19 protein-coding genes are annotated in these 18,377 nt (G+C 67.6%); 12 read left to right on the forward strand and 7 right to left on the reverse strand.

Translation table 11 applies throughout. The annotated features are described in order from the left end of the window. Window positions 1-114 precede the first annotated feature (114 nt). Both ABMY26_RS07960 and mazG read left to right on the forward strand, forming a co-directional pair. Window positions 115-522, forward strand: coding sequence for a hypothetical protein (locus ABMY26_RS07960; protein ID WP_372395745.1), 408 nt, complete (start codon window positions 115-117; stop codon window positions 520-522). Continuing rightward, window positions 419-1,204: a nucleoside triphosphate pyrophosphohydrolase gene (mazG, locus tag ABMY26_RS07965; RefSeq protein ID WP_372395949.1), complete on the forward strand. Its 786-nt coding sequence runs from the start codon at window positions 419-421 to the stop codon at window positions 1,202-1,204. Before ABMY26_RS07960 ends, mazG begins: the two co-directional genes overlap by 104 nt. Window positions 1,205-1,256: 52 nt before the next feature. Here mazG and ABMY26_RS07970 read toward each other — a convergent pair whose 3' ends face one another. From ABMY26_RS07970 to ABMY26_RS07980, 3 genes are all read right to left on the reverse strand, one after another. Continuing rightward, window positions 1,257-2,438 (reverse strand): acetyl-CoA C-acyltransferase family protein, encoded by a 1,182-nt coding sequence (locus ABMY26_RS07970; RefSeq protein WP_372395746.1) that lies wholly within the window; start codon window positions 2,436-2,438, stop codon window positions 1,257-1,259. A gap of 33 nt (window positions 2,439-2,471) precedes the next feature. After that, window positions 2,472-3,275: an enoyl-CoA hydratase/isomerase family protein gene (locus ABMY26_RS07975; protein ID WP_372395747.1), complete on the reverse strand. Its 804-nt coding sequence runs from the start codon at window positions 3,273-3,275 to the stop codon at window positions 2,472-2,474. A 167-nt stretch (window positions 3,276-3,442) separates the two neighbouring features. Beyond that, window positions 3,443-4,210, reverse strand: a complete 768-nt coding sequence (locus ABMY26_RS07980; protein WP_372395748.1) for a DeoR family transcriptional regulator — start codon at window positions 4,208-4,210, stop codon at window positions 3,443-3,445. 245 nt (window positions 4,211-4,455) lie between these two features. On the opposite strand from ABMY26_RS07980, the gene deoC reads away from it, so the two are divergent. The 9 genes from deoC to ABMY26_RS08025 all read left to right on the forward strand — a co-directional run bounded on the left by deoC (window position 4,456) and on the right by ABMY26_RS08025 (window position 14,073). Then, on the forward strand, window positions 4,456-5,127 hold the full coding sequence (gene deoC / locus ABMY26_RS07985; RefSeq protein ID WP_372395749.1) for a deoxyribose-phosphate aldolase: 672 nt from the start codon (window positions 4,456-4,458) through the stop codon (window positions 5,125-5,127). A gap of 179 nt (window positions 5,128-5,306) precedes the next feature. After that, on the forward strand, window positions 5,307-6,353 hold the full coding sequence (locus tag ABMY26_RS07990) for an autoinducer 2 ABC transporter substrate-binding protein (protein WP_372395750.1): 1,047 nt from the start codon (window positions 5,307-5,309) through the stop codon (window positions 6,351-6,353). Window positions 6,354-6,443: 90 nt separating this feature from the next. Then, window positions 6,444-7,946 (forward strand): sugar ABC transporter ATP-binding protein, encoded by a 1,503-nt coding sequence (locus ABMY26_RS07995; protein ID WP_372395751.1) that lies wholly within the window; start codon window positions 6,444-6,446, stop codon window positions 7,944-7,946. A gap of 11 nt (window positions 7,947-7,957) precedes the next feature. Then, window positions 7,958-8,935, forward strand: coding sequence for an ABC transporter permease (locus ABMY26_RS08000; RefSeq protein WP_372395752.1), 978 nt, complete (start codon window positions 7,958-7,960; stop codon window positions 8,933-8,935). Window positions 8,936-8,946: 11 nt separating this feature from the next. Beyond that, window positions 8,947-9,939, forward strand: a complete 993-nt coding sequence (locus ABMY26_RS08005) for an ABC transporter permease (protein ID WP_372395753.1) — start codon at window positions 8,947-8,949, stop codon at window positions 9,937-9,939. Window positions 9,940-9,963: 24 nt separating this feature from the next. Then, entirely contained in the window at window positions 9,964-11,049 is a 1,086-nt protein-coding gene (locus tag ABMY26_RS08010) for an aldose 1-epimerase family protein (RefSeq protein WP_372395754.1), read from the forward strand. Window positions 11,050-11,060: 11 nt separating this feature from the next. Next, on the forward strand, window positions 11,061-11,987 hold the full coding sequence (gene rbsK / locus ABMY26_RS08015) for a ribokinase (RefSeq protein ID WP_372395755.1): 927 nt from the start codon (window positions 11,061-11,063) through the stop codon (window positions 11,985-11,987). A gap of 24 nt (window positions 11,988-12,011) precedes the next feature. Further along, on the forward strand, window positions 12,012-13,661 hold the full coding sequence (locus ABMY26_RS08020; RefSeq protein ID WP_372395756.1) for an FGGY-family carbohydrate kinase: 1,650 nt from the start codon (window positions 12,012-12,014) through the stop codon (window positions 13,659-13,661). A 217-nt stretch (window positions 13,662-13,878) separates the two neighbouring features. Beyond that, window positions 13,879-14,073 (forward strand): hypothetical protein, encoded by a 195-nt coding sequence (locus ABMY26_RS08025; RefSeq protein WP_372395757.1) that lies wholly within the window; start codon window positions 13,879-13,881, stop codon window positions 14,071-14,073. Between the two features lie 53 nt (window positions 14,074-14,126). Here ABMY26_RS08025 and folP read toward each other — a convergent pair whose 3' ends face one another. Next, entirely contained in the window at window positions 14,127-15,212 is a 1,086-nt protein-coding gene (folP, locus tag ABMY26_RS08030; RefSeq protein ID WP_372395758.1) for a dihydropteroate synthase, read from the reverse strand. A 146-nt stretch (window positions 15,213-15,358) separates the two neighbouring features. Here folP and ABMY26_RS08035 point away from each other — a divergent pair, with 146 nt between their 5' ends. Further along, window positions 15,359-15,718, forward strand: coding sequence for a hypothetical protein (locus ABMY26_RS08035; RefSeq protein ID WP_372395759.1), 360 nt, complete (start codon window positions 15,359-15,361; stop codon window positions 15,716-15,718). A gap of 18 nt (window positions 15,719-15,736) precedes the next feature. Here the strand turns inward: ABMY26_RS08035 and ABMY26_RS08040 are convergent, their stop codons facing one another. The 3 genes from ABMY26_RS08040 to ABMY26_RS08050 are packed head-to-tail and all read right to left on the reverse strand — an operon-like array spanning window position 15,737 to window position 18,377. Then, complete coding sequence (locus ABMY26_RS08040) at window positions 15,737-16,570, reverse strand: quinoprotein dehydrogenase-associated SoxYZ-like carrier (RefSeq protein ID WP_372395760.1); 834 nt, start codon at window positions 16,568-16,570, stop codon at window positions 15,737-15,739. A 24-nt stretch (window positions 16,571-16,594) separates the two neighbouring features. Next, window positions 16,595-17,512: a quinoprotein relay system zinc metallohydrolase 2 gene (locus ABMY26_RS08045; RefSeq protein ID WP_372395761.1), complete on the reverse strand. Its 918-nt coding sequence runs from the start codon at window positions 17,510-17,512 to the stop codon at window positions 16,595-16,597. Further along, entirely contained in the window at window positions 17,490-18,377 is an 888-nt protein-coding gene (locus tag ABMY26_RS08050; RefSeq protein ID WP_372395762.1) for a triphosphoribosyl-dephospho-CoA synthase, read from the reverse strand. The genes ABMY26_RS08045 and ABMY26_RS08050 overlap by 23 nt, the downstream gene beginning before the upstream one ends.

Here is an 18,377-nt window from a genome sequence, read left to right on the forward strand (position 1 = left end):
CGAGTTCAAGCAGGAGGCGGTGGCGCTGTTGGCCAGCAGCGGCCGCTCCCTTGCGCAGATCCCCCGGGAATCCCTGTTGGCCATCGAAACCGTCCAGCCAGGCGGAGCAGGCCCGTGCACGGGGTGTCGGAATGGATCGCGGAGCACCGGCACAGCACCCCCGATATCCTGTTGATCACCCGGCATTGCTCCAAGGTGATGCGTGGCATTTTCATGAATGTTGAATTGGGGGTGATTCTGCGGAGCAACCGGAATCTTGGCTTTTCCAAGTCATACCGGCGTTTCGTGGGTGACGATGTGCCATCTGCCATGGCCCTCCCCGCTTCCCCCGCCTGCCCCGCTCGGTTATCGTCGCGGTCCCTCCCCTTCCCCCCGTATCCGGAGACGGCACGACATGACCCACAACATCGACCGGCTGATCGAGGTGATGGCGCGGCTGCGGAATCCCGACGGCGGCTGTCCGTGGGATCTGGAGCAGACCTACCGCAGCATCGCGCCGCATACGATCGAGGAGGCCTATGAGGTCGCCGACGCCATCGAGAAGGATGACAAGGCCGCCCTGCGCGAAGAGCTTGGCGATCTGCTGTTCCAGGTCGTCTATTACAGCCAGATGGCGCACGAGGAAGGGCTGTTCGACTTCGACGAGGTTGCCGGCGTCATCACCGACAAGATGATCCGCCGCCACCCCCACGTCTTCGGACCGGACGAGGTGAAGACCGCCGACCATCAGACCTCGCGCTGGGAAGACCACAAGGCCGCCGAGCGTGCGGCCAAGGCGGCCGAGGAGGGGCGGGCGCCGTCGGCGCTGGAGGGCGTCATCGCCGGATTGCCGGCGCTGACCCGGGCGCTGAAGCTCCAGAACCGGGCCGCGCGGGTCGGCTTCGACTGGACCGACGCCCGCGACATCCTCGACAAGATCGAGGAGGAGGTGCGGGAATTGCGCGCCGAGATGGACGCCGGATCGGCGCAGGAGCGGGTCGCGGACGAGATGGGCGACCTGCTGTTCGCCCTGGTCAACCTCGCCCGCCGGCTGAAGGTCGAGCCGGAATCGGCGCTGCGCGGAACCAACGCCAAGTTCGAACGCCGCTTCCACCGGATCGAAGCCTTGCTGCAGGCCCAGGGCCGCAAGCCGCAGGACGCAACGCTGGACGAGATGGAGGCGTTCTGGCAGCAGGCCAAGCGCGAGGAGCGCGGCGAGGGATAGGCGTCCGCCCGTCCTCCCATCTGCGCTCCGGCAGCGCTCCGGCCGGCTGCGGTCACACCCGCTCGAAGATCGCGGCGATACCCTGGCCGCCGCCGATGCACATCGTCACCAGGGCATAGCGCCCGCCGGTGCGGTGCAGTTCGTGGATCGCCTTCACCGTGATGATGGCGCCGGTCGCACCCACCGGATGGCCGAGCGAGATGCCGGAGCCGTTGGGGTTCACCTTGGCCGGATCGAAATCCAGCTCGCGGATGACCGCACAGGCCTGTGCCGCGAAGGCTTCGTTCGATTCGATGACGTCGAGGTCGGCCACGGACAGGCCGGTACGCTCCAGAACCTTGCGGGTCGCCGGAATCGGGCCGATGCCCATGTAATCGGGCTCGACGCCGGCATGGGCGTAGCCGACCAGGCGGGCCAGCGGCTTCAGCCCCAGCGCCTCGGCCCGGCGGGCGTCGGCCAGCACCACCGCGGCGGCACCGTCGTTCAGGCCGGATGCGTTGCCGGCGGTAACCGACCCGTCCTTCCTGAAGACCGGCTTCATCTTCGCCAGCCCTTCGGGCGTGACGTCTCCACGGACATGCTCGTCGGTATCGAAGACGACGGTGCCCTTGCGCGACGCGATCTCCACCGGGACGATCTGCTCCTTGAACCGCCCTTCGGCGATGGCGCGCGCGGCGCGGCGCTGGCTTTCGATCGCCAGGGCATCCTGCGCCTCGCGGTCGATGCCGTAGCGGGCGGCGACATTCTCGGCGGTGACGCCCATGTGAATCTTCTGCCACGGGTCGTGCAGGATGCCGTTCATGTAGTCGACCAGCGCGCCGTCGCCGAGCCGGGTTCCCCAGCGGGCGCCCGGCACGAAATAGGGACCGCGGCTCATCGATTCGGCACCGGCTCCGATGGCGACGTCGCAGTCGCCGAGCGCGATGGACTGCGCCGCCGAGACGATGGCCTGCAGGCCGGAGCCGCACAGCCGGTTGACGTTGAAGGCCGGCACGCCGACGGGAATGCCGGCGTCGATCGCCGCGACCCGGCTGAGATAGGCATCGTTGGTCTCGGTCGGGATGACGTTGCCCATCACCACATGGCCGACCGCATCGGCCGCGGCACCGGAGCGCTCCAGCGCGGCCTTCACCGCGACGGTGGCGAGCCGGGTCGGCGGCACATCCTTCAGGCTGCCGCCGAACCCGCCGATGGCGGTACGGGCGGCGCCGACGATGACGATGTCGTTCTGCATGGTTCGATCCATTTGTCGGGCGGAGGAGAAGGGTCAGCGGCCGGTGAAGTCCGGCTTACGCTTGGCGACGAAGGCGGCGATGCCCTCGCGGAAATCGGCCGTTTCGGCAGTGGCCAGGAAGCGGTCGCGTTCGGCGTCCAGCTGCCCGTCCAGCGTCCGGGCGAAGGATTGCCGCAACAGGTGGCGGATGCCGGCATAGGCGGCGGTCGGACCGGCGGCCAGACGGGCGGCGAGCGCCGCGGCCTCCCCGGCCAGGGCCGCCGCCGGCACGACCCGGTTGACCAGGCCGATCCGCAGCGCCTCCGCGGCGTCGATCACGTCGGACAGCATCGCCAATTCCATGGCCCGGCGCAGGCCGACCAGACGCGGCAGATGGTGGCTGCCCGACCCGTCCGGCGTGGCACCGATGCGGGCATAGGCCATGGTGAACCTGGCGTCGTCGGCGGCGATGCAGAGATCGGCCGCGCAGGCGAGGCTCATCCCCGCCCCGGCCACCGGCCCATGCACGGCAGCCAGTACAGGCACATCGAGCCGGTCGAGGATGCGCAGGGACTCGTGCAGATGGGCGATGATGGCGCCCGCCACCTCGGGTGCCGCGGCGGGATCGTCGTTGAAGCGGCCGACATCGCCACCGGCCATGAAGCCCCGGCCGTTTCCGGCGATCGCCAGCACGCGCGTCGGTCCCCGTCCACCCTCCTCCGCCACGCTGCGGCAAGCATCGCGGAAGGCGGCGGCGGTGGGTTCGTCCAGCGCATTGAGAACGGTGGGGCGGTTGAACCTGATCCACGCCACGGCACCCTCGCGGATGAGCAGGACCGGCGGGGCGGTGTCGGTCATCGTGGCGTCTCCCTGGAATTCCATCATCGGGAAGGTATGTTACCGGACGGTGCGGACTGTCAACCGTCCGCTTGCCCCAAAGGTAAGCCGGCTGCCCTGCGCAGGATTGCGCATCGCGAAAGCGGCCGCAGGGCTTCCTGGGTAACCGCCCTCGACGTGCGCGCGGTTCAGGCCAGCACGCTCCGGACGCCGGCCACAGCCAGCCGCTCGGACCGCGCAGCATCGATCCCGCGGTCGCAGCACAGGAGGTCGAAGCCGTCGAGCTTGGCAAAGAAAGCCGGCTTGACCTGATCGAACTTGGACGAATCGATCACCAGCGCCTTTGTCAGGGCGTTGGCGATGGCGGCCTGCTTGATCTCCACCTCGTGGAAGTTGGAGCAGCTGACCCCCAGCGCTTCATGCACGCCGCCGGCCGAGATGAAGGCGGTGTTGATGCCGATTCCGCGCAGCATCTCCAGGGATTCCGGGCTGGAAAAGGACGCCGAGGATGCATGGTAGAGGCCGCCCAGCATGACCACGCGCACGCCCGGCTTCCGGCAGACGATCTCCGCGATGTTCATCGCATAGCAGACGACGGTGATCCGGCTGTCGGGCGGGATGCGGCTGGCCAGATGGGGGGTGGTTGTGCCGCAGTCGATGAAGACCGTCTCGCCGGGCTTCAGCAAGGTCGCCGCCGCCTCGCAGGCCGCACGCTTCATCTCGATATGCGCGTCCCGCTCGCGGTCAAGGATGTACCCCATGCCGCCCGGCGCTTCCAACCCGCCTGCGATATAGCCGCCAAGGTAGGTGAAGCGCCCGTGGCATGAGGCGACATCGCGCCGCACGGTCATCTCGGAGACGCCCAGCAGTTGCGCCGCATCCTTCAGCCGGAGATAGCCCCCGGTTTCCAGCGCGGTCTGCAACCGGTTCAGGCGGTCGGCCCTTCTTATCGACATGTCCGCATCCCGCACCACTTCGATCCGCCCAGTTCACGCGCGGCCGCACCCTAGCAATCCGGACGGGTCAAACCCAATGGCTCGCTGCCCGGATTGCGGTGGTTGTCGCTACGCTCACGCAGGCATGCATTCATCTTGACACAATGGGCAGCATGGTGAAACTATCCTATCAGAAAATGTTAGGATGTTAACATCCAGACGCAAATGAGGAGAGCCCCCGCGAGGGTCTCCCCGGGAGGATAAAGATGCCCGTGTCCAGCGTCCCGACGGCGCCGGCCGATCTGGCTCCGTTCATCGACCACACCATGCTGCGACCCGATGCAACGCCCGCCGATGTCGCGCGGCTGTGTGACGAGGCACGGGCGCACGCCTTCAAGGCGGTCTGCGTCAATCCGATCTTCATTCCGCAGGTGGCGGAGCGGCTGGCCGGCTCGAAAGTCGTCCCCTGCGCCGTGATCTGCTTCCCGTTCGGGGCCGATCCCACCGCGATCAAGGCGCATGCCGCCGAATGGGTGGTCCGTCACGGCGCCCGCGAGGTCGACATGGTGATCCCCATCGGCCTGCTGAAGGCCGGCGAGGCCGCTGCCGTGCGCGACGATATCGCTGCGGTCAAGCGGGCCTGCGGCGACGCGCTTCTGAAGGTCATCATAGAGACCAGCCTGCTGACCGACGACGAGAAGGTCCTGGCCTGCCGGCTGTCGCAGGAGGCCGGGGCCGACTTCGTCAAGACCTCCACAGGCTTCGCCGGCGGCGGCGCCACCGCCGGGGATGTGGCGCTGATGCGCCGCACCGTCGGCGACGCGATGGGTGTCAAGGCGTCGGGCGGCGTGCGGACCACCGAGGATGCCCGCCGCATGATCGCGGCCGGCGCCTCGCGGGTCGGAGCCAGCGCCAGCGTGGCGATCGTCGGCGGCTGACGCCGGCCGCACATGCCGAGGCGCATGCGCCGGGCGGGCGGGTGTTCCGTCCGTTCCACCCGGCGCAGCATCACCAAAAAACGGAACGACGCGGAGTGGGGTGGCAAACACCCCGGCACCGCCGGCTGCCCGACAGCCGCCGCGCGGCGCTCATCGCCTGCCATGGGAGTCACGCCAATATGAAGAAGTTGCTGTCTTCGCTCATCGTCGCCGCATCGCTGGCCGCAGGGCCGGCGATGGCCGCCGACCCGGTCCCGACCCCGGATACCGTCAAGACGCTGAAGTCCGACGCCACCAAGAAGAAATACACCATCGCAACCGTGGTGAAGGTGGACGGCATCGCCTGGTTCGACCGCATGCGCGACGGCGTGAAGCAGTTCGCTTCCGACACCGGCCACGACACCTGGATGGTCGGCCCGAGCCAGGCCGATGCGGCGGCACAGGTCCAGCTGGTCGAAAACCTGATCGCCCAGGGCGTGGACGCCATCGCCATCGTCCCCTTCTCGGTCGAGGCGGTGGAGCCGGTGCTGAAGAAGGCGCGCGACCGCGGCATCGTGGTGATCGCGCATGAGGCATCGAACATCCAGAACGCCGACTATGTCCTGGAGGCCTTCGACAACTTCGCCTACGGCGCAAAGCTGATGGAAGTGCTGGGCAAGGCGATGGGCGGCGAAGGCAAGTATGTCTGCACCGTCGGCAGCCTGACGTCGAAGTCGCAGAACGAGTGGATCGACGGCGCCATTGCCTACCAGAAGCAGAATTTCCCCAAGATGCAGATGGTGACGAACCGTCTGGAGACCTATGACGACGCCAACACCGACTACAACAAGCTGAAGGAAGTCCTGACCACCTATCCCGACCTGAAGGGGATCGTCGGCGGTCCGATGCCGACCTCGGCCGGTGCCGGCCGCCTGGTGGCCGAACGCGGGCTGAAGAACAAGCTGTACTTCTCCGGTACCGGCCTCGTCTCGGTGGCCGGCCAGTATCTGGCCCAGGGCGACATCCAGTACATCCAGTTCTGGGATCCGGCGGTCGCCGGCTATGCCATGAACATGATGGCGGTGATGGCGCTGGACGGGAAGAAGGACCAGATCAAGGCCGGCCTGAACCTGGGGCTGCCCGGCTACACCGCCCTGACGACGCCGCAGGGGGCCAAGGCCAATCTTCTGTACGGCCAGGGCTGGGTCGGCGTCACCAAGGAAAACATGAACGCCTACGATTTCTGACGCCGTTCCGGCGGGTGCGGGCGAGCCGGCGACGGCGCCCGCATCCGCCGCGGTGACCTCATCCTGTCCTCAAACCGCCGGGCGGAAGACATGTCGGACGGTTTCATCGAACTCCGCGGCATCCGGAAGGAGTTTTCCGGTGTCGTCGCGCTGGACGCCATGTCCCTCGTCATCAAGCCGGGCGAAATCCATTGCCTGGCAGGCGAGAACGGGTCCGGCAAATCCACCGTCATCAAGATCATGTCCGGCGTCTACCAGCCGGACGGCGGTGAAATCCTGATCGATGGCAAGCCGGCGGGCGGGATGACCCCGATCGGCGCCATCGCCCACGGCATCCAGGTCATCTACCAGGATTTCTCCCTGTTCGGGAACCTGACGGTCGCCGAGAATCTGGCGATGAACGTCCATCTGCGCGAGAAGCGGCGCCTGATGAACTGGGGCCGCACCCGCGCCATCGCCCGCGAGGCGGTCGCCCGGCTGGGCGTCGAGTTGGACCTGGACGCCGAGGTCGGGTCGCTGCCGACCGCCGGCAAGCAGCTGGTGGCCATCGCCCGCGCGCTGATGTCCGACGCCCGCCTGATCATCATGGACGAGCCGACCACGGCGCTGACCCGAAAGGAGGTCGAGACGCTGTTCCGCATCGTCCGCGACATCCAGTCCCGCGGCATCGCCATCCTGTTCGTCAGCCACAAGATGCGCGAGATGCTGGAGATCAGCGAGCGCATCACCGTCATCCGCAACGGCCGCAAGGTGGCGGAGGGACCGACCGGCGATTTCGACGAGGCGTCGATCACCCGCCACATGACCGGCAGCGACATCCTCAACGAGCCCTATGCCTGGACGCCGCCGGCCGGCGCCCCACCGCCGCCCCGCCTGGTCGTCCGCGGCCTCACGGTGCCCGGCAAATGCGAAGGCCTCGACCTGATCATCCGGCCCGGCGAGATCGTCGGCCTGTCGGGACTGCTGGGCTCCGGCCGCACCGATCTGGCGCTCGCCCTGTTCGGCATGACACCGCAGTACCAAGGGGAAATCCTGGTCGATGGCACGCCGGTGCGGCTGCGCACGACCCAGGACGCCATCGCCGCCGGCATCGCCTATGTGCCGGAAGACCGGCTGACCGAAGGGCTGTTCCTGCCGCAGAGCATCAAGCGCAACATGCTGGCCACCTCCTACGAACGGCTGGCTCGCAAGCTGGTGATCGACCGCGAAAAGGCGGAGGAGATGACGCAGGGCATGATCCGCGCCATGCAGATCGCCACGCCGACCGCCGAGAAGCCGGTGATCCAGCTGTCGGGCGGCAACCAGCAGCGTGTCGTGCTGGCCCGCTGGCTGCTGACCGATGCCCGCGTGCTGATCCTCAACGGCCCGACGGTCGGCGTCGATGTCGGATCGAAGGCCGAGATCCACGCCAAGATCCGGGAACTGGCGCAGCACCACGGCCTCGCCGTCCTGATGATCTCCGACGATGTCCTGGAACTGGTGCAGAACTGCAACCGCATCGTGCTGATGCACCGCGGACGCTTCGTCGAGGATCTGCCCGGCGCCGACGCCACCGAAGAGACGGTCAGCGACCGCCTCAAGACGTTTACCTAGGGGAGGAACCGATGGCCCTGCTCCGCCGGTCGGAAACGGTCATCGCGGGCATCCTTTTGCTCGCCATGGTCCTCATCGGCACGATCAACCCTGCCTTCTGGCAGCTCGACAACCTGTTCAGCCTGATGCGCAGCAACGTCATCATCGGCATCATGGCGATGGGCGTCCTGCTGGTGCTGATTTCGGGCGGCATCGACGTGTCCTTCCCGGCCTTCGCCGTCGCCGCCATGTATCTGACGATCAAGGGCATGCTGGCGCTGGGATACAACGGCGTCGTCCTGCCGCTGCTGGCCGCCACAGTCATGGGGTTGCTGTTCGGCGCCGTGAACGGCTTCTTCGTCTACAAGTTCCGCATGATCCCGCTGATCGTGACGCTGGGCACCAGCGCCATGGTGCGCGGCTTCCTGCTGGGCGTCGTCGGCACCAGCATGATCAACATCAACAAGATGCCGACCGCGCTGATCGATTTCGCCCGCACCGACGTGGTGAGCGTGACCAAGGCCGACGGCACCACCTACGGCCTGACGGCGATGGTGCTGATCTATGCCGGGCTGGCGCTCGCCATGCACCTGGTGCTGCGCCACACCATGATCGGCCGCAGCGCCTACGCGCTGGGCGGCGATCCGGAGGCGGCACGCCGTGCCGGCTTCGATCTGCGCAAGACCATCTTCTTCGTCTATTGCGTCGCCGGTGCGCTGGCCGGCTTCGCCGGGCTGCTGCACAGCGGCATGATCTGGCTGGCCAACCCGCGCGACTTCGTCGGGCTGGAGCTGGACGTGATCGCCGCGGTGGTGCTGGGCGGGGCGTCGATCTTCGGCGGGCGGGGCAGCGTGCTCGGCACCATGCTCGGCGTCTTCATGCTGGTGATGGTCAAGAACAGCCTGATCATCATGAAGGTCGACACCACCTGGCAGCTCGTCGCCGTGGGCACGATCGTCATCGTCGCGACCGCCCTGTCGGCCTGGCGCGACCGCCGCCGGACGGCGTGAGGAGGCGGACCATGAAGGCACAAATGAACATCCGCAATCTGGTCAACCGCGACAACAACATCGTCCAGCTGCTGGTCATGACGGTGCTGATCTTCGCCGTGATGACGGCGCTCAGCCCCGACAAGTTCCTGCGCTATTACAACTTCGAATCCATCACCTACATCTTTCCGGAACTGGGGCTGCTTTCCATCGCAATGATGATCGCCATGCTGACCGGCGGCATCGACCTGTCGGTGGTGGGGGTCGCCAACCTGTCGGGCATCCTGGCCGGCGTGCTGTTCCACAAGCTGGCGGGCGCCGCCGGCATCGCCGATGCCGGCATGCTGACGGTGCTGCTGGGGGCCGTCGTCGCGCTCGGCACCGGGCTGGTGGCGGGAGCGGCCAACGGGCTGCTGATCACCCGGCTGGGCATCACGCCGATCCTGGCGACGCTCGGCACCGGACAGGTCTTCACCGGGCTCGCCATCGTGCTGACCGGCGGGCCGGCCATCGTCGGCTTTCCCACCGCCTGGGCCTTCCTCGGCAACGGCAAGATCCTGGGGCTGGCGACACCCTTCGTGCTGTTCGCCCTGATCGCCGCCCTGATCGCCTTCCTGCTGACCCGCACCGCGCTGGGCATCAACCTGATGCTGATCGGCACCAACCCGAAGGCGGCGCTGTTCGCCGGGCTGAAGCGGGAACGGATGGTGCTGTACAGCTACATGCTGACCGGCGTGCTGGCATCCGTCGCCGGGATCATCCTGTCGGGGCGGACCAATGCGGCGAAGTCGGACTACGGCAACTCCTATCTGTTGCAGGCGGTGCTGATCGCCGTGCTGGGCGGCACCAACCCGGCCGGCGGCAAGGGGACCGTGCTGGGCATCACCATCGCCGTGGTGGCGCTGATGCTGCTGTCGAGCGGCTTCCAGATCCTGCGTTTCTCCAACCATCTGATCGACTTCATCTGGGGCGCGTTCCTGCTGCTGGTCATCGTGATCAACGCCTACAAGAACCGCACCCGCTAGCCCGAATGTCGGGGGAGACATCCGATGAGCGTCCGAACCGCGATCCATTTCCGCAAGAGCTTCTTCGGCGAGGCCGAACGCCCGATGGCCGAGGCGCACGGCATGACGGCCAGCCTGTTCCGCTACGACAGCGGGATCGAAGCGGTCCGGCTGTCCAACCGCCGCGGGCATCTGGTGGTCCTGCCCTATTACGGCCAGATGGTTTGGGATGCCGTGTTCGACGGCGTCGACCTGACCATGTCGAACATGTTCGACATGCCGCGTCCTGCCACCGAGATCGTCGGCACCTATGGCTGCTTCGCCTTCCATTCCGGGCTGCTGCGCAACGGCTGCCCCGGTCCGCAGGACAGCCACCCGCTGCATGGCGAGATGCCCTGCGCGCCGATGGACGCCGCCGGGCTGGAGGTCGGGGAGGACGACGAAGGCCCCTATATGGCGGTGACCGGCCTGCGCGAGTATGTGATGGGCTTCGGCGCCCATTACGCCGCACGCCCGCGCGTGGTGCTGCGCCCCGGCTCCGCCCTGTTCGACATCCGGATGGAGGTCGAGAACCTGTCGGGCGCGGCCATGGACCTGATGTACATGTGCCACGTCAATTTCGCCTTCGCCGAGGGTGCGCGCATCGTCCAGCCCGCCCCCTTCACGCCGGAGGCGACGGCGGTGCGGACGGCGGTGCCGGCCCATGTGCCGCGCAGCCCGGCCTATGACGCGCTGCTGGAGACCCTGGCCCGCGATCCTTCGGCGATGGAGGTTCTCGACGAACCGCAACGCTACGACCCGGAGCAGGTCTTCTACATCCGCGGCCTGCGCACCGACGAGGATGGCGGCACCGCGGTGATGATGCGGCGGCGCGAAGGCGACGCCTTCCACATCGCCTACAGCACGCGGGACTTCCCCAGGACGGTGCGCTGGGTGCTGGTCAACAGCGACCAGAAGGTCTGCGCCTTCGCCCTGCCCTCCACCTGCGAGCCGGAGGGTTACGGTGCGGAAAGCGCGAAGGGCAATGTCCAGAAACTGGCGGGTGGCGGGACGCGGCACTTCTCGGTGCGGCTGGGCTATCTGACCGCCGACGAGGCCGAAGCCGAGGAATGCGCCATCCGGGCGCTGTGAGAGGAGAATCGATGATGGGCAAGATCGCCGTGGTCGGCAGCAACATGGTCGACCTGATCACCTACACCGCCCGCATGCCCGGCCCCGGCGAGACGATCGAGGCGCCGCGCTTCGAGATGGGCTGCGGCGGCAAGGGCGCCAACCAGGCCATCGCCGCCGCCCGGCTGGGAGCCGAGGTGATGATGGTCACCAAGGTCGGCGACGACATCTTCGCCGACAACACCATCCGCAATTTCGAGGCGTCGGGCATCGACACCCGCCATGTCGAGCGGGTGCCCGGCACCTCCAGCGGTGTCGCCCCGATCTTCGTCGAGCCGTCGGGCGAGAACAGCATCCTGATCATCAAGGGCGCCAACGCCCTGCTGTCCCCCGCCGACGTCGACCGCGCCGCCGAGGATCTGAAAAACTGCGACCTGATCGTCATGCAGTTGGAAGTCCCGCTGGAGACGATCTACCACACCATCGGGTTCGGCGCCCGACACGGCATCGAAACCCTGCTGAACCCGGCCCCCGCCCCTGCCGACCTCGATCCCGGGCGGATCGGGCACGTGACCTTCCTGGTGCCGAACCAGACGGAACTCGCAACCATCTCCGGCCTGCCCGTGACGTCGGAGGCGGAGGCCGAGACGGCGGCCCGCTCCCTGGTCGAGCGCGGCATCCGCACGGTGATCGTCACGCTGGGCGCCCGCGGCGCGCTGCTGGTGACCAAGGGGGAGAAAACGCGGCGCATCGATCCGGTGCGGGTCACGCCGGTCGATACCACCGGGGCCGGCGACGCCTTCATCGGCAGCTTCGCCCGCTATTATGTCGAGAACCGCGACCTCGACGCCGCCCTCCACATGGCGGTGCGCTATGCCGCCGACAGCATCACCCGGCCGGGCACCCAGAAATCCTATGCCACCCGCGAGGCGTTCGAAGCCTTCTGCGCCAACCACTGACCGTTCCCAAGGAGAGGGCATGCCATGACGCGCGCCGTGATCGGAGTGGATGTTGGAACCGGCAGCGCCCGCGCCGGCATCTTCGGTCTTGACGGGCGCCGGCTGGCGATCGCCTCCCGGCCGATCCGGACATGGCGCCCCGACCCGGAATGGGCGGAGCAATCCTCCGACGACATCTGGACCGCGGTTTGCGCCGCGGTGCGCGAAGCCGTGGAAGGCTGCGCCACAAGGCCGGACATCGTCGGCATCGGCTTCGACGCCACCTGTTCGCTGGCGGTGCTCGACGCGGCGGGCCGGCCGGTGACGGTCAGCCCGAACGGCGACGACGCCCGCAACATCATCGTCTGGATGGACCACCGGGCGCTCGACCAGACCGGACGGATCAATGCCGGCAGGCATGAGGTGCTGCGCTATGTCGGCGGGCGGCTGTCTCCGGAGATGCAGACGCCGAAGCTCTTGTGGCTGAAGGAAAACCTTCCTGCGAGCTGGGGCCGTGCCGCCCATTTCTTCGACCTGCCGGATTTCCTGACCTGGCGGGCGACCGGGGCGACGCGGCGGTCGCTCTGCTCGTTGGTGTGCAAATGGACCTATCTGGGCCATGAGGGGCGGTGGGACGACGGCTATCTCCGTGCCATCGGCTTGGGCGATCTGGTGGAGGAGCGGCACGCCCGTATCGGCACCGACGTCGGCAGCGTCGGCAGCGCCATTGCCGGCGGCCTGACCGACGATGCGGCGCGCGAACTCGGCCTGACTCCGGGCATCGCGGTCGGAACCTCGCTGATCGACGCCCATGCCGGCGGGATCGGCGTCATCGGCGTGCCGCTGGCCACGTCCGGTCCCGTGGACTTCAATCGCCGGCTCGCCCTGATCGGCGGCACGTCGAGCTGCCACATGGCGATGACGGAAGGCTCGCCGCGCTTCATCCCCGGTGTCTGGGGCCCCTACCATTCGGCGATGCTTCCGGGGCTGTGGTTGAACGAAGGCGGGCAATCGGCGACCGGCGCACTTGTCGACCATGTCATCAATGGCCATCCACGCCGCGCCGAACTCGACGCCGAGGCCCGGCACAGGCAAACGACCGTCTACCAGCTGCTCAACGAGGAGTTGGCGGCGCTCGCCGCGCACGGCGGCGGACCGGTGGCCGAACTGACCCGCGACCTCCATGTGCTGCCCTATTTCCACGGCAACCGTTCGCCGCGGGCCGATGCGACCTTGCGCGGTGGCGTCAGTGGCCTGCGCCTGTCGGACAGCGTGGAGGATCTGGCGCGGCTCTATCTGGCGACGGTGCAGGCCATCGCCTATGGCACCCGCCACATCGTCGCGACGATGAACCACAGCGGCTATGGGATCGACACCATCCTCGCTTGCGGCGGCGGCACGAAGAATCCGGTGTTCCTGCAGGCCCATGCCGACGCCACCGGCTGCACCCTGATCCTGCCCGAGGAGCCGGAAGCGGTTCTGCTCGGTTCCGCCATCCTGGGAGCGGTCGCGGCGGGCACCTTCCCCGACATCGCTGCCGGCATGGCCGGCATGAGCCGAGCCGGCCAGACCATGGAGCCGGCCGTCGGCCGGCTGCGCACCTATCACGACGCCAAATACCAGGTTTTCCTGCGGATGTACGAGGACCAGATGGCCTACCGAACGCTGATGGAGCCGGCCCTGGCCGCCGGTTGACGCCGGCCACCCCGCAACAAAGGGATATCCCTTATTCCTTATTTCATCGCGCCTTTACGCCGTTGCCCGATGTTCGTTCCAACGTGGCCGCCACAGGGCAAATATCTTGACTCGGGCGCTTTGTTTGTGTGCAGTGCAACATGACGCTTTGAGCATGCACCCTGGCCGCTATCATCGGCTGGAACCCATCGAACACTCCTGACGGCGTGGAGATGTCATGATCGAACTCATCTTCGTGGTCTGCCTCGTCTCCCAACCCGACCGCTGCTCCGTCGAGCGCCCGTCGTTCCAGGAGCCCTTCGTCAACGTGATGGCCTGCTCGCGCACCGGTGTGTTCCGGGCAGCCGAATGGGCGGAGCAGCACCCGAAATACACGGTCCGCCGCTGGAAATGCGAGCCTCGCCAAGTCTGAGCCGAATGGTCTGATCCAAGCGGTTTGCCCCAGGGCTGCCGCGGGCCGGACGCTCAGCGCATCCGCAGGGCTTCCCAGACGTCGCGCGCCTGCGCCGTTTCCCGCACATCGTGGACGCGCAGGACTTGAACCCCCTGTTCGAAGGCGGCCAGCGCGGCGGCGAGCGAGCCGGGCAGCCGCTCGCCCGGCTCCGTCTGGTCCGACCATCGCCGGACCAGCCCCTTGCGTGAGAAGCCGGCGAGCACGCCGCAGCCCAGCCCATGCAGCAGCGACAAGGCCCGGGCGACGGCGGCACCATGTTCCATCCTCTTGGCGAAGCCGATCCCCGGATCGACCAGGATGCGGCTCCGGTCGAGCCCGCTGTCGATGCACAGTTGCAAACGCTCCGCCAGTTCGTCGAAGACATCGAGTGCGGGGTCGTCGTAGACCGGCGCTTCATTCATGGTCGCCGGTTCTCCCCGCATGTGCATGAGGACGACGGCGATGCCCGCATCTCGGCCCATCGCCTCCCGGACCACGGGCAAGGCCAGCGGATCGTGGCCGAGACCGGAAACGTCGTTGACCAGCCGCGCTCCTGCCGCCAGCGCCGCCGCCATCACCGCCGCGCTGCGGGTGTCTATCGAGACGACGATGCCGCGCTCCGCCAAACGTGCGATCACCGGCACGACGCGGGCGATCTGCGCCTCCGGCGCAACGGCCATCGCACCGGGGCGGGTCGATTCCGCACCGATATCGACGATGTCGGCCCCTGCCCTCGCCAACTCCATCCCATGCGCGACCGCCCGGTCCGCATCGAGATACCGCCCGCCATCGGAGAAGCTGTCCGGAGTGAGGTTGACGATGCCCATCAGGCGGGGCCTGTCCAGGGAAAGCCCCAGAATCGGCCGCCGCTCCGCCGTCAGCCGATCCAGCCAGAGGCGGCAGGAGGGCTGCACCCGGTCCGGCAGCCGAACGGCCCACCCATCGAGATCCGCAAGTGACAGCACCCTGCGCTCCACTGCGTTCTCCGTGCGCAGCACCGCCTCGCAACGGTCGAAGCACAGCCAGCCACCTGCCAGCCGACGGGCACCGGGCAATGCCTGTTCCGGCACGGTCAGCCCTAGCGGACGCAGATAGAGCCGGCAAGCCTCACCATCCATCGCACCCTCCGAAGGACGCGTCCACCCACCCGGAATGGACGAGTCCCATCAGCGCCCTTGATTGTTATATAGGGAAGCTGTTGCAGACAGGCGGAAGCGGTCCTTCGGACTGCGATCCGTGGAAAATGACGGGAGGAGTCCGGAAAATGCCTGTTCGCATCGTGCGTCTCTTCGCGGCCGCCGGGTTGGCCGCCGTCGGGCTTTCGACGGTTCCCGCCGCCGCCGGTCCGGTGAACGATTACCCCACCGCGGCGCGGGCCGATTACGTGATCGGCTGCATGGCGGCCAACGGGCAGTCGCACATCGTCATGGAGAAATGCTCCTGCAGCATCGACGCCATCGCCGACCGCATCACCTATGACGACTATACCGCCATCGAGACCGTGAAGGTGATGGCCGAGTTGCCGGGCGAACGGGCCGGGATGTTCCGCAGCGCCGGATGGGCCAAGGATCTGATGGACCGGTTCCGCCAAGCCCAGGTCGCAGCCGACCGGCAGTGTTTCTGAGATCCCGGACATCTGAGCTTACAGGGCGGGATCATCCTTTGCCTGCTCCGGCGTCTCCGGAACGCTCCGGGTGAAGGTGGCGCCTTTGGTGTCGCGGGCGACCACCTCCAGGCTCTCGCCCTCCATGGGCATGAAGCTGAAACGAAGGTTCGGATCCTCGCTGATCGAGATGTCGGTGTCCGCCTCCAGGACCGGCCGGCCGCCGGAGCGGATGACGATCGATTCGATGTAATGGGCGGGAATATAGGTGCGGCTCACCTGATCGAACTGCAACCCGCTGTTGTTGGGGTGGCCTATCATCACCTGTGCGGAAGCCGGGCTGCCGGCGGTCACGGTGTCCGCCAGCTTGACCTTGATGCGGCCGAGACGCGCCATTGCCTCCTGCGGGTCCTTGAGCGCGGGGGCGGAGCAGCCGCCGGCCGCCTTGACGAAGACATGCGCCATCAACAGCCGACCGTCCTCCGTCTCGCCGATGGCGCGGACAGTCGTGTACTCGTTGACACGCAGGCGGGTTTCGATGGAACTGCCGGCGCTGGCCGGACCGAAGCGGAAAATGGCCGCCAGCGGCACCGGGTTCTTGTCGACCAGCAGAGACAGCGTCTTCAGGCGAAGGGACGGGGCGACCTCGACCTTCACCGGCACCAGGGCGGCGTCATGGGCGCGGGCCGGGGCATCGATCCGCATCCGGTCGCCGGCCTCCTCGACCGCCCGATCCTTGAAATACATATCGTGCAGCAGATCCCAGCGCGCCGCATCGTCCGCCGTCCCGGTGACGGCAAAAGCGGGTATGGACAGGATCGTCAGAAGCCCTGCCAGCCATATCGCCAGCCATATCGATGGATATCGGGCCATCGCATCCTCCCTGGATTTGCGCCGCTATTCCCATTCCAATTCGGCGAAGGTCGCCGTGACGTTGCGCGGGTTGTATGCATCGAACAACAGCCAGCGGCTCCGTTCGTCCGCCGCAACGGACGCCACGGCATCCTGAATCCCGCCGCCGGCCTTCAGCACCTGCCGGACCCCGTCCACCAGCGCGGTCAGATACCGCCGTTCGGCGGCGAGTGCATCCGGCCACGCGACCACCGAAGGCCCGTGGCCGGGAACCGCGCGCACCGCCGGCATGCGGGACAGCGCATCCAGCACCCGCAACCAGCCCAACGCGTTGCCGTCCACCACCGGAAGATGGTCGACAAACAGCAGATCGCCGGTGAACAGCGTCCCGGTCTGCGGATCGAAGACCGTCAGGTCGTTGTCGGTGTGAGCCGTCGGATGGGCGGCCAGCACGAGCGTACGCCCGCCAAGGTCGATCCGCAATTCACCCGTGACCGGCCGGTCCACCCGCAGCGGCAGGATCCCGGCCGCAACCTCCGCGCCGAGTTCGTCGGCGAGCCGCCGCCGATAGATCTCCTGACGGGCGGCCGCCGCATCCTGAAGGTTGGCGTGACCGGCGACCGGAACTCCGGGGAAGGCGGCATTCCCGAACACATGGTCGGGGTGCATGTGGGTGTTGATGACGATGACCGGCTGCTTGTCGGTCCGCACCGCGATGGCGTCGCGAAGCCGATGCCCCAGTTCCGGCGTGCCGCCGGTGTCGATGACCGCCACGCCGCTTTCGCCGACGATGAATCCCATGTTGGCGGTATCGCCGCGGTTGTCCGCTGCCGGTTCGGCGACGGCGCCGCGGTGGACGAAGACGCCGGGTGCGATCTCCGTCACCGCCAACGGCTCGGCCGATGCGGGCACGGCCGCCGCGACGAGGCACACTGCCAGATCAAGGAACAGGACGGCCATCATACCGTTCACCCTTTGCTTCCAGCCCTCCATTTCCACTCCGATCCCCCTCGAGTCCATGGGCGAAAAGGCTGGCAACGGTCAGGTCGGCCGAGGTGCCGGGATTGACGCCTTGCCATTTCAGCCGCGCGTCGAAGACGAACAAATGCTCGCGGCGGACGGCAGCGGACTGTGCCGCCTCCACCCGCCGCCGCACCTCGCGCGCTTCCGCCAGCAATGCCGCCGCGCCGGCCTCGCCCTGCTTGCGGCGGACATGGCTGTCGGGAAAGGCGGTCAGGAACTCCAGATAGACGGCCTCGGCCATCGACAGCGAGCCGCCGCCGGTCATCGCCCGCGCACAGGCGACGCCGATGCCGAACACGTCGGGATAGCCGTCCGCATATTGCAGCGCGATCCGGTCGCGCGACCGCGCCGCCGCCATCGCGGTCCGCAAATCCACCGTGGCGGGGCCGGCGACGTCATGTTCCGCGGCGTGACCGAGCCCGCCGGGCGCCGCCAGACGGATCGCCGCATAGGTCGCCTCGGCATCGCACACCGTCAGTTCCTCCAGCACGGCGCATACACGATCCTGCAACGGCCACGATGCGGTCAGCTCGGCGGCCCGTGCCAGCGGGGCGGCCAGCAGCAGGATGCCGAGATTGGTGTTGCATCCCACCGCCGCCCGTGTCGCCCGCACCGCCCCGAAAACGCGCTCGCCAACCGGCGCACCGGCACGCGCGATCTCCGGCGCCGCGACATCCGCCGACGCGAGAAAATCCGCCACGGTCATGCCATGGCCGGCCGCATGCACATGGACGTTGCCGGGCTTCAGCGCCATCATCTCCGCCCGGCAGGCCGCGACGAACAGTCCGGCAACGTCGGGCACCAT

Source organism: Azospirillum sp. HJ39, assembly GCF_041507355.1.
GTDB lineage: Bacteria > Pseudomonadota > Alphaproteobacteria > Azospirillales > Azospirillaceae > Azospirillum > Azospirillum thiophilum.